At 32.0% G+C, this 15,095-nt stretch carries 12 protein-coding genes; 8 read left to right on the top strand and 4 right to left on the bottom strand.

The annotated features are described in order from the left end of the window. The first annotated feature begins 117 nt into the window (after positions 1–117). From ACF91D_RS16695 to ACF91D_RS16680, 4 genes are all read left to right on the top strand, one after another. Positions 118–1,149 (top strand): NAD(P)/FAD-dependent oxidoreductase, encoded by a 1,032-nt coding sequence (locus ACF91D_RS16695; protein WP_107527408.1) that lies wholly within the window; start codon positions 118–120, stop codon positions 1,147–1,149. Positions 1,150–1,200: 51 nt separating this feature from the next. Further along, complete coding sequence (locus tag ACF91D_RS16690; protein ID WP_107512740.1) at positions 1,201–1,602, top strand: GNAT family N-acetyltransferase; 402 nt, start codon at positions 1,201–1,203, stop codon at positions 1,600–1,602. Positions 1,603–2,038: 436 nt separating this feature from the next. Beyond that, a complete protein-coding gene (locus ACF91D_RS16685) occupies positions 2,039–3,514 on the top strand; it encodes a catalase (protein ID WP_107527409.1) in 1,476 nt (491 codons plus the stop codon). Positions 3,515–3,536: 22 nt separating this feature from the next. Then, the gene (locus ACF91D_RS16680; protein ID WP_107527410.1) at positions 3,537–3,869 is read left to right on the top strand and encodes a hypothetical protein; all 333 of its coding nucleotides are present in this window, start codon (positions 3,537–3,539) and stop codon (positions 3,867–3,869) included. Positions 3,870–4,327: 458 nt separating this feature from the next. Here the strand turns inward: ACF91D_RS16680 and glcP are convergent, their stop codons facing one another. Next, a complete protein-coding gene (gene glcP, locus ACF91D_RS16675; protein ID WP_107527412.1) occupies positions 4,328–5,692 on the bottom strand; it encodes a glucose transporter GlcP in 1,365 nt (454 codons plus the stop codon). A gap of 666 nt (positions 5,693–6,358) precedes the next feature. Beyond that, positions 6,359–7,348: an acrylyl-CoA reductase family protein gene (locus ACF91D_RS16670; protein ID WP_042739310.1), complete on the bottom strand. Its 990-nt coding sequence runs from the start codon at positions 7,346–7,348 to the stop codon at positions 6,359–6,361. 284 nt (positions 7,349–7,632) lie between these two features. Here ACF91D_RS16670 and ACF91D_RS16665 point away from each other — a divergent pair, with 284 nt between their 5' ends. From ACF91D_RS16665 to ACF91D_RS16655, 3 genes are all read left to right on the top strand, one after another. Beyond that, the gene (locus ACF91D_RS16665) at positions 7,633–8,151 is read left to right on the top strand and encodes a GNAT family N-acetyltransferase (protein ID WP_107527413.1); all 519 of its coding nucleotides are present in this window, start codon (positions 7,633–7,635) and stop codon (positions 8,149–8,151) included. Positions 8,152–8,433: 282 nt separating this feature from the next. Next, a complete protein-coding gene (locus tag ACF91D_RS16660) occupies positions 8,434–8,892 on the top strand; it encodes a hypothetical protein (protein ID WP_107527414.1) in 459 nt (152 codons plus the stop codon). A 97-nt stretch (positions 8,893–8,989) separates the two neighbouring features. Further along, the gene (locus tag ACF91D_RS16655) at positions 8,990–9,793 is read left to right on the top strand and encodes a hypothetical protein (protein WP_107527415.1); all 804 of its coding nucleotides are present in this window, start codon (positions 8,990–8,992) and stop codon (positions 9,791–9,793) included. Between the two features lie 100 nt (positions 9,794–9,893). Here the strand turns inward: ACF91D_RS16655 and ACF91D_RS16650 are convergent, their stop codons facing one another. Further along, complete coding sequence (locus ACF91D_RS16650) at positions 9,894–11,582, bottom strand: CDP-glycerol glycerophosphotransferase family protein (protein WP_107513064.1); 1,689 nt, start codon at positions 11,580–11,582, stop codon at positions 9,894–9,896. Positions 11,583–11,888: 306 nt separating this feature from the next. Between ACF91D_RS16650 and ACF91D_RS16645 the strand changes: the two genes are divergently transcribed. After that, on the top strand, positions 11,889–13,490 hold the full coding sequence (locus ACF91D_RS16645) for an L-lactate permease (RefSeq protein WP_107527989.1): 1,602 nt from the start codon (positions 11,889–11,891) through the stop codon (positions 13,488–13,490). 381 nt (positions 13,491–13,871) lie between these two features. On the opposite strand, the gene ACF91D_RS16640 is transcribed toward ACF91D_RS16645, so the two are convergent. After that, positions 13,872–15,023, bottom strand: coding sequence for a glycosyltransferase family 4 protein (locus ACF91D_RS16640; protein WP_119624450.1), 1,152 nt, complete (start codon positions 15,021–15,023; stop codon positions 13,872–13,874). Between the last annotated feature and the right edge of the window lie 72 nt (positions 15,024–15,095).

Here is a 15,095-nt window from a genome sequence, read left to right as displayed (position 1 = left end):
TTACAATTCGAGTAATATTATAAAAATTTAGAATTACTAATAGTTAGATATTGATAATCATTATCAGTTATAGGATAATAGCATTATTAGTGGAGTAGAAATTGGGAGGAATTTTTAATGGATGACGTGATAATAATTGGTGGAGGACCTGCAGGACTATTTGCGAGTTTTTACTCAGGGTTAAGAGGTATGGACGTAAGAATTATTGATATTCAAGACAAATTAGGTGGTAAGATGCATGTTTATCCTGAAAAAATCATTTGGGATATTGGTGGCTTAGCACCTAAACCATGTTATGAAGTAATACAAGATACGATCAAGCAAGGTTTATATTTTGATCCGAAAGTTAATCTAGAAGAGCGTGTCATAGATATCAGAAAGGTCTCTGAACAACATTTTGAAGTTGAAACCGATAAAGGCAATATATTTGAAGGGAAATCAGTTATTGTTGCGATTGGTGGAGGCATTATAAATCCTAAGCAACTAGACATTAAAGATGCTGAGCGTTATAAATTAACTAATCTTCACTATGTAGTGCAATCATTGAAACGTTTTAAAGATAAGAATATCTTGATTTCAGGAGCAGGTAATTCCGCTTTAGATTGGGCGAATGATTTAAGTGGTTATGCTAAAAGTGTAACGCTTATTTATCGTAAAGCAGATATTAAAGGCTATGAAGCAATGAAAAAGGTTTTAGCAGAACTCAATGTGCGAAAAATGCCTAACACACATATTCATCAACTGATTGGTGATGAAACCCAAACTAGAATAAACAAAGTAGTGCTTGAAGATATTGAAACAAAAGAGAAAATAGAAGAGTCATTTGATGAAGTGATTATTAGTCATGGATTTGATGTAGAGAATACATTGCTTAAACAATCATCTGCACAAGTTGATATGTTTAATGAATATAGAATAAAGGGCTTTGGAAATACATCTACAAGTATAGATGGATTATTTGCTTGTGGCGACATTATTTATCATGATGCTAAAGCACACCTTATTGCAAGCGCATTTAGTGATGCAGCAAATGCAGCAAATTTAGCTAAAGTCTATATAGAACCGGAAGCTAAACCTGAAGGCTTTGTTTCAAGTCATAATGAAGTGTTTAAATCTGCAAACCAAGTAGTTATGAAAAAATATTTATAATCGTTTATTGTATTTAATATAGACGATATAAATATAGAAGGGTGATAATAAGTGGTAGAAGTTAGATATGAACATCCACAAGTTAAAGCGTATTGTGATTTAAGATTAGCAGCAGGAATGAGTGGCAAATCTCTAGAGGCAGCTGAGAAGGGATTACCTAATGCACTTTTCAATGTTACATTATATGATAATGAGCAGTTAATTGGTATGGGTAGAGTTATTGGTGATGGTGGAACAGCATTTCAAATCATCGATGTCGCTGTAGCACAAGCTTATCAAGGACAAGGTCATGGTAGAACTATAATGGAAGAAATAATGTCTTATATCGAATCGATAGCTGAACAAGGTTCTTATGTGAGCTTGATTGCAGATTATCCAGCAGATAAATTATATGAAAAATTTGGATTTATAACGACTGAACCTCGCTCTGGTGGTATGTATATTAAGTATTAAAACATAACAATAGGCTATTTAAATAGTTATTAGCAATAGTGTATTTCACAGGTAACAACTTAGATTAAATATAAGGTTATCTGATTGTTAATTACAAAATGTGACAATTATTTGAATCTCAAAGTAGAATAATCCGAGTTTGAAAATATTATATTAAGGTTTAATAAACGTACAACTTAGTAATCACTATAAGGGTGATTGGCATGGTTGTGCGTTTTTTGTATGGTTGAATATTGACAATGATTGATCAGAAATGAAAATGATGATAAAAAGAAATTATCAATTATAAGTATAAATTATCAATAATTATCGAATAGTTATAGATTTATATCTCAACTCATGTATAATAGTTTATAATAATTATAAATTAGTAATTATTATAAAGAGATATTTAATATCGAATATAAGGCTTGAATAAACAGTTGGAGGTATAAATATGAATAATAAATTAACGGGACTCTTTGGAGCGCCTGTATCTGATAGAGAAAATAGTATGACAGCTGGTCCACGTGGTCCATTAGTAATGCAAGATATTTACTTTTTAGAACAAATGGCCCATTTTGATAGAGAGGTTATTCCTGAAAGACGTATGCATGCCAAAGGGTCAGGTGCTTTTGGAACATTTACAGTAACGAATGATATTACTCAATATACATCTGCTAGTATCTTTTCAGCCGTAGGTAAGCAAACGGAAATGTTTGCAAGATTTTCAACGGTAGCTGGAGAAAGAGGTGCAGGAGACGCCGAGCGTGATATTCGTGGTTTTGCATTAAAGTTCTATACAGATGAAGGAAACTGGGATTTAGTTGGAAATAATACACCAGTGTTCTTCTTTAGAGATCCAAAGTTATTTCCTAGTTTAAATCATGTCGTTAAACGAAATCCAAAAACGAACATGAAAGATCCAGAAGCGAATTGGGATTTTTGGACACTATTACCGGAGGCATTGCATCAAGTTACTATTTTGATGACAGATAGAGGCATACCTAAAGGTTATAGAAATATGCATGGATTTGGTTCACATACATATTCTATGTACAATGCACAAGGTGAACGCGTGTGGGTTAAATTCCATCATCGTTGTCAACAAGGTATTGAAAATTACACTGCAGAAGAAGCGGAACAAGTGATTGCCAAAGATAGAGATTCATCACAACGTGACTTATTTAATAATATTGAGGATGGTAACTATCCAAAATGGAAAATGTACATTCAAGTCATGACGGAAGAACAAGCTAAAAATCATAAAGATAACCCATTTGACTTAACGAAAGTTTGGTATAAAGATGAATATCCACTAATAGAAGTGGGTGAGTTTGAATTAAATAGAAATCCTGAAAACTATTTCCAAGATGTTGAACAAGCTGCTTTTGCGCCAACAAATATAGTGCCTGGTATTGATTTTTCACCAGATAAAATGCTACAAGGTAGACTATTTTCATATGGTGACACGCAACGCTATAGATTAGGTGTTAATCACTGGCAAATTCCAGTGAACCAAGCAAAAGGTGTAGGTGTTGAGAACCTTTGTCCATTTAGTAGAGATGGTCAAATGCGCATATTAGATGACAATCAAGGCAGTAAGACACATTATTATCCAAATAGTAAGGATGCATTAGAAGATCAACCACAGTTTAAGAAACCTGGACTAGCTGTACAAGGCGAAGCTTATGAATATAATCATAGAGAAGACGATGATAATTATTTTGAACAACCTGGAAAATTATTTAGAATATTAAGTGAAGCGGAACAAACTACATTATTTAATAATACTGCAAATGAAATGGCACCAGTAAGTGAAACAATTAAGCATAGACATATTAAACATTGTTATCACGCAGATCCTGCTTATGGTGAAGGCGTTGCACGAGCTATGGATATTGATATTTCAGATGTAGATTTGACCCTATAAAAATAGAAAAGGAGCATATAAAATGATATTAGATAAAGTGAATCCAGCAGATTTATTTCCTACTGAAAAGCAAGGACCTTCCGTATTAGGGAATATGCCTTATCCAGTAAATGGCGAAGTTAAAGTGTTCGAAGCAGCTTATATTGCGACGAATGAAAGATTGATATTGAATGTCGATATGGCAGGCGAATTTTATTATAGAAATATTGGTTATGACGAAGTGCAAGCCATTGATGTCACTGAAGGAACATTAAATATTACATTTAGTGTAGGAACATTTAAGATGAGTGATATGGATGATAAGAGGTTAGCAGATTTCGTCACTTATGTAAAAGAAAAGATTGATAGTAAATAATAAGATCTAAATAATTCACATTTATTATAAGGAAACAATTAAAGAGTAAATGTAAAGATTTGATGATGAAAGCTATAAATAGACATAGCATATTTCCTATAATTCATTATTAAATTCTTATTTTTTGTAGTAATAACATTTAAGAACTGCGTATTGTTTGCGAGACACTTGAGGTAGTAGGGTGATTGTAGAGATCGAGTTTCGACCCAGTCCCCTGGGTAAGCAAGCAATGATAATACTCAGTATTGATATAAATAATAAGCCCATCAAAGATTTTAAATCTTTGATGGGCTTAATGCTGGGTATTTATCTCCCAGTCTTATTTAATATACAATACTATGAAATATTGACAAGGTTATTTGAGTGACCTTTCTATTAACAGTCTAAAACTAACATTTTTTCTCTCATGGCAGTTTGCCAATAGAGCTCATAATAAAATATTTAATGTGCAGAGCATGTTATTTATTTTCCTCAATATGTGCGTTTGTCGCACTTGTTCTTGAACGTAAATCAGCTTCAATTTCTTCTAAACTACGGCCTCTAGTTTCAGGCAGATATTTAACAACAAAGATTAATGCCCCAATACCAATAATTGCAAAGATTAAGAAGACTTGTTCAACAGATAATACTTCAGTCAAAATTGGGAAAAGTTGAGCCACTAATAAACTTCCGATTGACAATACCAATGCTGCAATACCTGTCGCAGCACCACGTGCACGCATAGGGAACAACTCAGGAAGCATAACCCATAATACTGGACCCCAAGTGAAACCAAAGAAAATAATAAATAATGTTAAACATAGGATGATAATCCAAGCTGACGCATGAATACCTATTGTCCAAATCAATATTGCCATGATTAATAATGAAGCGACCATGCCAATGTTACCAATTACTAATAAACGTTTACGATCAACTTTATCGATAATCATAATTGCAATAATAGTAATCAATACGTTAACTGTCCCGATACCAACTGTACCTAAAATTGAAGTAGCATCCCCAAGTCCTGCCTTACTAAAGATTGAAGGAGCGTAATAAATGATTGCGTTTATACCAATGATTTGTTGGAATAAGGCAAATATACTACCTATTATTAGCGTTGGTCTTAACCATGGTGACTTCAATACATTCCATGTACTTTCAGAAATACGATTGATTTCTTTCATATCTGCAATTTCTTTATCTATTTCGCTTTCGCTAAACGTTAATCGCATCACGTCACGCGCAGCTTTTTCACTTTTATGCTCAAGTAACCATCTAGGGCTTTCAGGCATAAATGCAACACCGATTAATAAAATCAATGAAGGTAATACCGCTAAACCTAACATCCATCTCCAACCTTCAATTGGTGTAAATGCATAGTTGATTAAATATGAAGAAAGGATACCAATTGTTATCATTAATTGGTTTAATGAACTAAGTGAACCACGTTGTTCAGTAGGCGCCATTTCAGATAAATATACAGGTACGATGGCAGTAGAACCACCGACAGCTAATCCGATAACTAAACGACCTAATACAAGTATTGGCATTGAAGGTGCTAATGCTAAGATTAATGCCCCAACGATATAGACGATTGCAACAATAAATACAACGCGTCTTCGTCCAAGTCTATCCGACATTGGACCACTGGCACCCGAGCCAAATATCGCACCAACCAACATGGATGATACAACTAATCCTTCTGTAATACTGTTTAATGGTATGTCATCTCTTATAAATAATAATGCACCTGAAATTACTCCCATGTCATAACCATAGAGTAATCCTCCCAAGGCACCTAGGAAAAAGATGAGCTTCTTATTAACTTTAATTCCCATATAGAACCTCCTGATTGTTTTAGACAAAGATAAGTATACGCTTTCATAAAAAGGTTGTAAATATTAAAGAATAAGAATTTTATTTATTGTCAGATATTTATATGCAATTTTAGCCTTATTTGATTTGATTTTAAAAGTGTAAAATAAACAGAGTTATTAATGGTAAGTATTGTGATTTCGTTGAGGGTATTTGTCTAAAATATGTTTATTTTTAGGGAATGGAAAAGCAACTTAATTTAATAAGTTATGATTAATAGTAATGAAGTAATAGGACAGGAGGATTAGAGAAAGTATTATAATGACGCTTTAAATTCAAATTTTTAAATGAATAAGCATAAGTGTTACATTTATAAGTTAGATTGTTGGTTATATTTTTAGCAACGTTCCGTATCTAACTTAGACTAAGTTATGTTTATATCAATATGTGTATGATATAAACATATTCTCATAAACTAGGTAAGCGTCTTGAGTTCGATACTTATTTACTTTATCTAATGATACGTAAACACTATGCACACTTGAAATTTTATACATCAAAAAATAAGACCCCCGCTAATTTAATAAATACATTTAAACTAAATTAACGAGGTGTCTTATATATCAGCTTGTGAATCTTTAAAATATTTAAGGAATTTGCTTTAGTTAAAGCATATAATGAATCAATAACTAAGCTTCAAAATCAATAATGATACGTCCAGAATTTTTATGTTCTAGGACATTATTAATATGTGTTTCAATGTCATCAAACTTAATCGTTTGTTTAATATCATGTAATTGAGCTGGCTTTAAGTCTCTAGCTAATCTTCTCCAAATATGTTTACGTACTTTCATTTCAGTATAAACAGAATCAATACCAATAATGTTTGCACCTCTTAATATGAAAGGAAAGATAGAACTATCAAAGTGATTACCACCAGTCATTCCAATCACAGCTACACTACCATCATAATCTAAGTGTTTGATAAGTTGTGATAGTGTATCTCCACCAATTGGATCAATCACAGCTTGCCATTTACGGCTGCCAAGTGGTTTGTCATCAGTTTTTGTTATACGTGAGATAACTTCTCTTGCACCTAATGCTTTTAATTGTGCTTCTGCGTTGTCTTTTCCTGTACTTGCAATTACTTTATAACCAATCGCATTTAACATCATTACAGATAGTGTACCTACACCGCCTGTAGCGCCACGTACCAATACTTCTTTATTTTCAACAGACAAGCCGTTATGCTCTAATTTTTCAATGGCAAGTCCTGCAGTATAGCCCGCAGTACCATAGATCATTGATTCTTCTAAAGTTAAATCTTTAGGTAATTGAACGATTTGTTCTTCTTTCACACGAGCATATTCACTAAAGCCACCAAAACGACTTGTACCTAAATCATAACCCGTTACGATAACTTCATCACCTGGGTTGAATGCAGGCGTGTCAGATTTTTCAACAACACCAGCTAAATCAATACCTGGAATCATAGGATATGATTGTACAATTTTAGAATTAGCAACTGTAGCTAAAGCATCTTTATAATTGATACCTGAGTATTTGACTTTAATCAATACTTCTCCTTCAGGTAAATCATCTATAGTTAAATTTTTAATTTGATTCGTTACTTTGCCGTCTTGTTCATCGACTACAAAGGCTTTAAATGTTTCAGTCATTGCCTTATGGCACTCCCTTTTATATGTAATTTTTATATGAACAATTAAAAAACACTAACCACTTTATCATGTAATTGAATATTACACAATATGGCTAAATATCAATGTTTTTAGGTAAGCGCTTTTATTTTAAAATTAATTTCTAAACAATATTATTTCAAACTATAACAAATATTTTGTTCCATTAATAGTAAAATAACATGGAAATATTATGATATTTCTTTATTGAAATGTACATTTTGATTTAATATATATAGAAAGAAAATAAAAGAGGGGATAGCACAATGGCATTTCAAATAGAAGCAGTTAAAGAATCAGAGTTAAATATATTAAGAGATATTAGTATCACAACATTTAAAACAACGTTCGAGAATGGTGGATATTCTGAAGATGACTTTAATCAATATTTTGAGGAAGCATATAATATTGAGACATTAACACAAGAATTGAAAAATGAACAATCCTATACTTATTTTTATAAAGAAGATGGGGAAGTTACAGGTTACTTTAAATTAAATATTCTTGAAGCACAAACTGAAGATATGGGTGAAGAATATCTAGAAATACAACGTATTTACTTTTTACCTCATGCTCAAGGTGGCGGAAGAGGTAAAGATATTATCGAATTTGCTGAAAATAAAGCAAAAGAATTAAATAAAACAAAAATTTGGTTAGGTGTGTGGGAATATAATGAACCTGCATTAAAATTTTATACAAAGCATGGTTTAAAAGTGGTTGGAAGACATGAGTTTCAAACAGGTAGTGTAGTTGATTCAGATTTGGTAATGGAGAAAAAGTTGTAAAGCGTTTTCAAAATATAGTATAGTAAAAATACACTAATAATACACTAATAATTTGATTTTACTAAGAACAATCTGGAAAGTTAATTTAATGTAATAGTTAGTTAAACTTTATTTAGTTTATATCATTTTTTTATAAAAATCGGAGAAATTTCCAATAAAAGCGTTTATTTATCTTTTTGTAAGTGAATAACGTTACTATACTCATCGAGATATGCATATTTAATGATGATTATTTACATATCTAGTATGAGTATGAAAACTATTAGGAGGTTTTTCAAAAAAATGAAGAAATTTTTAGCTGGTTTTCTTACTTTATCTTTAGCACTTGCAGCATGTTCAAATGGTAGTGACGAAGGTAGTAAAAAGGACGAAGGTTCTGAAAAGGCAAAAACTGAAGAGAAAGCAAAAGACAAAGCTAAAGACAAAACTGAAGAATCAAAAGATAGTTCGGATAGTAAATCAAGCGATGATAGTTCAAGTAGTTCAGATAGCTCGAATAGTAAATCAAGTGACAGTAGCTCAAGCAAATCGGATGATACATCAAGTAGCCAATCAAGTGACAGTGGTTCAAGTAATTCAAGTGATGATACATCAAGTAGCCAATCAAGTGATAGTGGTTCAAGTAATTCAAGTGATGGCTCATCAAGTAGTCAATCAAGTGACAACGGTTCAAGCAATTCAGGTGACAGTTCAACAAGTAGTCAATCAAGCGATAGTGGCTCAGGTGGTACTGAATCATAATTATAGAATTGTTTAATGAAGTAGTTGGGGCTTATTGGCTCTAACTACTTTATCTTCATCAAAGTGTAAAACAATAAAGCAAAGGTGGTCTTCAATCATGAAAAAACTATTAGCAGGTTTCTTAACTTTATCTCTAGCATTAGCTGCTTGTTCAAATGGCAGTGACGATGGCAGTAAAAATGATGATAGCTCAAAGGATAAGCAATCAACAGACGATAAGTCAAAAGATTCTAAGAGTGATGACAAGAAGAGCAATGATAGCTCTGACAAAGACTCAAATAAAGATTCTGACAAAGATTCAAATAAAGATGGAAATAGTGATAGTGACAGTGACAAAAATGGAGGCGCTTCTGGTTCAGATAGTGCAAGTAATGACTCTGATAGTCAATCAGGGGACAATGCTTCAAACAATGATGATAATGCAAGTGAAAACAGCAATAGTAACGGTGCTGATACAAGTTCAAATGCGAATGGAGATTCTTCAGCATCAACAGATCAAAATGGTGCTTCTTCAAATGGAGCAGCAAATAATAATGCAAATGATTCAGCTGCATCAACAGCTAATTCTAATAATAGTGGATCACAATCACAGTATGTGGCGCCATATCAAGGACAGAATGCAGTACCAGTATCACAAAATATTGCTTCTGGAAATGTAGATTCACAAACAGCTTTACAAAATTTACCGAATTTCCAAAATTCATTAGAGCAAGCTACTGCTGAAATTAATGCACAAAATGGACAAAACAATCCGTATAACGATTATAGTATTGAGGGTAGCGATGGTAATTACAGCTATATCTTTAGTTTCCAAAACCAAGCACAACCGGGAACGTACTCAATTGTAACGGTTGATCAACAAGGTGTAGTGAGAATTGTGGATCCTGCATACCAACAATAATTTGGAAGTAATAAAGTGTGAAACTTTATGTTCCAATCATACAAAAAGATGGTTTCCTTTAACTAAGGGAAACCATCTTTTTGTATGACATAATATTTGATTATGATTTTTTAATCGCTTTCTGAATCAAGTGTGATAATGTTTCGAAAGCGTGATTATCTTTGTTTACAAAGGCATTGTTATGAATTTCGGTCATTTGATAACTAATTAAATCATTTAATAATGCCTTTGAATCGCTATAACGTACTGTTGCAAGTGAATGCATTACATCATCATACACACCACGTTCGTCAACATATTTTGCATGATTTGGCGTATATTGACAAACAACCTTATCAATTGTTAAGGCATCAAAGATGATGGATGAATAGTCTGTTAATACGATATCAGAAACAAGTAATAAATCCTGAATTTCAATATGACTAGGCGCTATGATTGCATTTTCTGGAACATAGTCAGATGTATCTTCAATATGTCCTTTGAAGACAACATTATATTTATTTAACAGACCATCACTAATCGGTAGTAAATCTGCATGATCTCCATTTGCTTTCCAAGTAGGAGCATAGAGTAACATAGGCTTTTCTGGATCTAATTTTAATTCTTTCTTAATAAATGATAAGTAAGGTTGATCACTTTGTTTATCAAGTAAATAGCGAACACGAGGGTAACCGCAATTTAATAAATTTGTCTGTTGCTGTGGGAAAGCCGTTTTAAAGTAGTCGATAATTTCCTCGCAATCACATACAAAGTAATCTTGTTGCAACCATTTGTTGTATTTTCGCGCACGATAATTATAAATATTTAAATTTTGATAGGGTTCTGGACTATCTAAAAATAACCTTTTGATTGGTGTACCGTGCCATAATTGTATGATTGTGCCGTTTGGTTTGAGGTCATCTGGTATATAACTCTCTAATATAACAACTTGGGCCGTTTCGATTAATGATTTTGTATTAGGATCATTTGGCTTAATAAAGTTAGGGCCATTTACATCTTCTGTTACAAAATAAATCGGTAATTTATTAAAGTGCTTTGCAAAATGATTAAATAGATAGCGCGAATTACCTCTAAAGCCATAGTCAAAACCTAAAAAGACGATGTGATTTTGTAACTTTGAACGATCTTTTGTATAGATATAACTTTGGGCATGGTGCTTATTAATGGAATGTTGCTGAATTGGATTGAATATCCAATGTGGTAATTTAAAATTAAACGAATTTAATAATTTATCGGTAAATCTCATATCCTCTGGTGCTAACGTAGCGTTCCCTTTGAAAGGTGCTTTATGCTCATGCAGATACGCTAATTTATTTAAATTGAAAGCTGTGGTGTTTAATGGTTCAAAATGATGCACAATTTCCCACACAGAATCACTTGTCTTAAATCCTTTTTTAAAATCAAATACGACATGACTATCAGTAGCCACATCTTCTTGTAGCAATGATAATAAGGCCAAATCAAATATTTTGGTAATAGTATACTGCTGCAATAGTTTTAAGCTCGTTTCAATATGAAATATTACATTTGGATAATGATTAATATTTTCTATCCAATCATTAAAATTTATCATTGATTTACCAAAATAATGGCAGTCATTTATATATTGTTGATTCACTGTATAGTCAGCAACAATTGTACAAGGCTTGAGTTCAACAGCTTTAAACATATTCTTATATAATTTAATATTTTTGTTTACGACTACAAAATGAGTGTAGCCTTCTTGTAATGACTTATTTAATTGTTGTTCTGATAAGTCCCACGTTTCAAGTTCAAATTGTTTTATCATGTTAAATCCCTCTGCATAAATGTTATTGAGCTTATTTTACCATGTAGCACAAATTAGATAAAATCATCCCCTTAAAAACAAGTAGAAAATAAGTGTTATGGAACAAAATATAAGATGATATGTTGATTTTTAAAGATGCTTTTGCATTGTCTAAAATAGTTGGTAAAAAACTATTTAAAAATTTAAAAAAACAGTTGTATTCATCAAAAGGCATGTTATAATAAACTTGTGAAAAAAATCACAAAAAAAAACTAAAACAACTGCTAGCTAAGTTTTAAACTATAGAGAAAGAAGAAGTGAGTCAAAATGTTTGTAGAAAGTTTTAACCCGTTTAATAACGTTATATTATCAAGTATTATAGCAGCAATTCCTATTGTCTTATTTTTATTATGTTTAACTGTTTTTAAAATGAAAGGTATTTACGCAGCGATTACTACAGTCATAGTGACATTAGTTATTGCAATTGGTTTATTTAAATTACCGATACCTATAGCATCAGGTGCAATGATTGAAGGTGTTTATCAAGGTATTATTCCGATCGGTTATATTGTTATCATGGCAGTATTACTTTATAAAATCACAAATGAGAGTGGGCAATTTAAGACAATTCAAGATAGTATTGCCAATATCTCTCAAGATCAACGTATACAAATCTTACTAATTGCCTTTGCATTTAATGGATTTTTAGAAGGCGCAGCTGGATTTGGTGTTCCAATTGCAATTTGTGCATTACTCTTAACACAACTCGGTTTCCAACCATTAAAAGCAGCAATGTTATGTTTAATTGCGAATGCTTCAGCAGGTGCATTCGGTGCGATTGGTATACCAGTACAAATCATTGATACATTGAATTTATCTGGAAACGTAACAAGTATGCAAGTTTCACAGATTTCTGTATTAACATTGGCTATTGTAAATATGTTTATTCCATTTTTATTAATCTGGATAGTAGATGGTTTTAAAGGTGTCAAAGAAACGTTACCAGCAATTTTAGTTGTTGGCATTAGCTATACAATTACGCAAGCAGCAATTACTGTGTTTATTGGACCAGAATTAGCAGACATTATTCCACCATTAGTTGCGATGGTTGCATTAGCGCTATTTTCTAAAAAATTCCAACCTAAACACATCTTTAGAATTCAAAGTGATGTGGCACCAACTATGCCAACGAAACATAGTGTTAAAGCGATTGCTTATGCGTGGAGTCCATTCTATATTTTAACAATTATCGTTATGATTTGGAGTTCACCGCAATTTAAAGCATTATTCCTTCCTGGAGGTGCATTATCTTCACTTGTTGCCAATATTACAATTCCAGGCACATATAGTGATATAGCAAAGAAAAGTATTATTTTACCATTTAACTTTATTGGTCAAACAGGTACTGCAATCTTACTAGTTATTATCATTACGGTTTTAATGTCTAAAAATGTGCACTTTAAAGATGCAATTCGCCTATTTAAAGTAACATTTTTAGAGTTGTGGTTATCTATTCTTACTATTTGTTTTATTTTAATAATATCTAAAATAATGACATATGCTGGATTAAGTATGGCATTAGGAGAAAGTATTGCGAAGACAGGTGCGATGTTCCCATTATTATCACCAATACTTGGCTGGTTAGGTGTATTTATGACTGGTTCAGTTGTTAACAACAACTCACTCTTTGCACCAATTCAAGCTTCAGTAGCACAGAATATAGGAACAAACGGTGCGTTGTTAGTATCTGCAAATACAGTTGGTGGTGTTGCAGCTAAATTAATTTCACCACAATCCATCGCAATTGCGACAGCTTCTGTTAAAGAGGTAGGTAAAGAATCAGAATTATTGAAAATGACATTGAAATACAGTGTTGCGATGTTAATCTTCATCTGCGTATGGACATATATATTAAATTTATTCTTATAATGAAATGTTAATACTGCAAGTGATTGCCAACGTTTAATAGAACATAAGCATTTATAAATATAGATTAAGAAAACAAAATAAGACCAACGGAATGTTATATTTTGAAAATATACAAGACACTTCGCAAATTCAGTCGTATGGATGAGAATTTAACGAAGTGTCTTGTTTTGTTTTCAAGATTGAATTAATTGGATTAATGATTATGTCTTAAGAGATAAAACCTTATTCACTATAACATTCAAGGTATTAGCATGCTGTTAAAATATAGCATTGGTCACATGACTTACATTAAAGGTTAAAGTTGAATAAACGAATAGTGAAACAAGTATGATTCAGTATTTTATTATAGATTATAGCAAAAACGAACCTATGAAAATAACATTAATGGGAGTTGAGCATTTTTAAGAAATCGTTGTAGATAGCTTGTGGTGCATATTGTTCAACTGTCTTATGAGCATTTTTTAAAATAACGTGCTCTTTAAACTCTTGATTAATTAAACGACGTAATTTATTAGAAAGTGCTTCGATATTACCATGTTCGATTAAATAACCATTGATATTATTTTCAATAATTGAATCTGGACCAGTATTGCCATCAAAACTAACCACAATATTACTTTGATTCATTGCTTCTAAAATCACCATACCGAAACCTTCATTTCTAGAAGGGATAACAGTAATTTCGCTCATAGCCAATTTATTGTTTAGTTCTTGTGTTGACCCTTGTAACTTAATAATATCAGTCATAGCATATGTGTTTATTTGTTTCTGTAAACTACTGCGTTCTTGACCTTCTCCATATATAAAGACTTGATAGCCGAACTGTCGAATTGTATGTTGAATTGGATTGATACTATCGATAAGTAAATCAAATCCCTTTTCATATTCTAGACGACCTGCTGCAGTGATGATTTTTGATTTTGAAGTGTATAGCCTTGGTTCATCAATAATATTAGGAACAACGAATACTGGTGTTTGTAATCTTGATTGGTACTTTTCACGATCAATGGTTGTCAAAGTCGTAACTTTATCTAGGTTTTTGTAAGCAGATATAATTTCAAGTTGATATGGCTCAGGATGAGCATCAAAATTCATGTGTTCCATACCAATAGTCTCTATGTGTGTAGGAACATGCTGGGCTATTAAGATATTAAAACTAGCACGTGTACCTATGATGACGTCTGTATCAACATGCTTTAATGCGTGAATCATTTTTTTCTCAATATAATGTGAAAACTGATTTAGACCAGGTTCAAACTTTGATAATTCCTTCGGTTTAGTAAATGAGGTATATTTATTTATTCGATTGAAAATAATATCCCATAAATTTGATAGTCTAAGTTGATAATTAATTAAGGGTTTAATCTTAATCGACTCATGAAGTTGAAAATAAGGATAATCGTTCGATTTAAATACAGAAATGATTGTCACTTGGTGTCCTTTTTCAGCTAAAGTATTGGCCAATTGTGAAATAGACTTTACTGTACCACCCATTGCATAAACATTATGCATAAAAAAAGTGATTGATTTCATCAGAAAAACCCCCAAAAGTTACTTGTCATAAATTAAAATTAATTATAGCATGAATTACATTTTAAAATGAAT

It is taken from the genome of Staphylococcus sp. 231237_7MaSpsaltlick, from assembly GCF_043107035.1.
This window is presented reverse-complemented; position numbering and strand designations above follow the sequence as displayed.

Excerpts from the sequence above, each read along its gene's own strand:
- ACF91D_RS16660 (WP_107527414.1), top strand. The coding sequence starts at position 8,434 with ATGAAGAAATTTTTAGCTGGTTTTCTTACTTTATCTTTAGCACTTGCA.
- ACF91D_RS16645 (WP_107527989.1), top strand. The coding sequence starts at position 11,889 with ATGTTTGTAGAAAGTTTTAACCCGTTTAATAACGTTATATTATCAAGT.
- ACF91D_RS16695 (WP_107527408.1), top strand. The coding sequence starts at position 118 with ATGGATGACGTGATAATAATTGGTGGAGGACCTGCAGGACTATTTGCG.
- ACF91D_RS16680 (WP_107527410.1), top strand. The coding sequence starts at position 3,537 with ATGATATTAGATAAAGTGAATCCAGCAGATTTATTTCCTACTGAAAAG.
- ACF91D_RS16670 (WP_042739310.1), bottom strand. The coding sequence starts at position 7,348 with ATGACTGAAACATTTAAAGCCTTTGTAGTCGATGAACAAGACGGCAAA.
- glcP (WP_107527412.1), bottom strand. The coding sequence starts at position 5,692 with ATGGGAATTAAAGTTAATAAGAAGCTCATCTTTTTCCTAGGTGCCTTG.
- ACF91D_RS16650 (WP_107513064.1), bottom strand. The coding sequence starts at position 11,582 with ATGATAAAACAATTTGAACTTGAAACGTGGGACTTATCAGAACAACAA.
- ACF91D_RS16665 (WP_107527413.1), top strand. The coding sequence starts at position 7,633 with ATGGCATTTCAAATAGAAGCAGTTAAAGAATCAGAGTTAAATATATTA.
- ACF91D_RS16685 (WP_107527409.1), top strand. The coding sequence starts at position 2,039 with ATGAATAATAAATTAACGGGACTCTTTGGAGCGCCTGTATCTGATAGA.
- ACF91D_RS16655 (WP_107527415.1), top strand. The coding sequence starts at position 8,990 with ATGAAAAAACTATTAGCAGGTTTCTTAACTTTATCTCTAGCATTAGCT.
- ACF91D_RS16640 (WP_119624450.1), bottom strand. The coding sequence starts at position 15,023 with ATGAAATCAATCACTTTTTTTATGCATAATGTTTATGCAATGGGTGGT.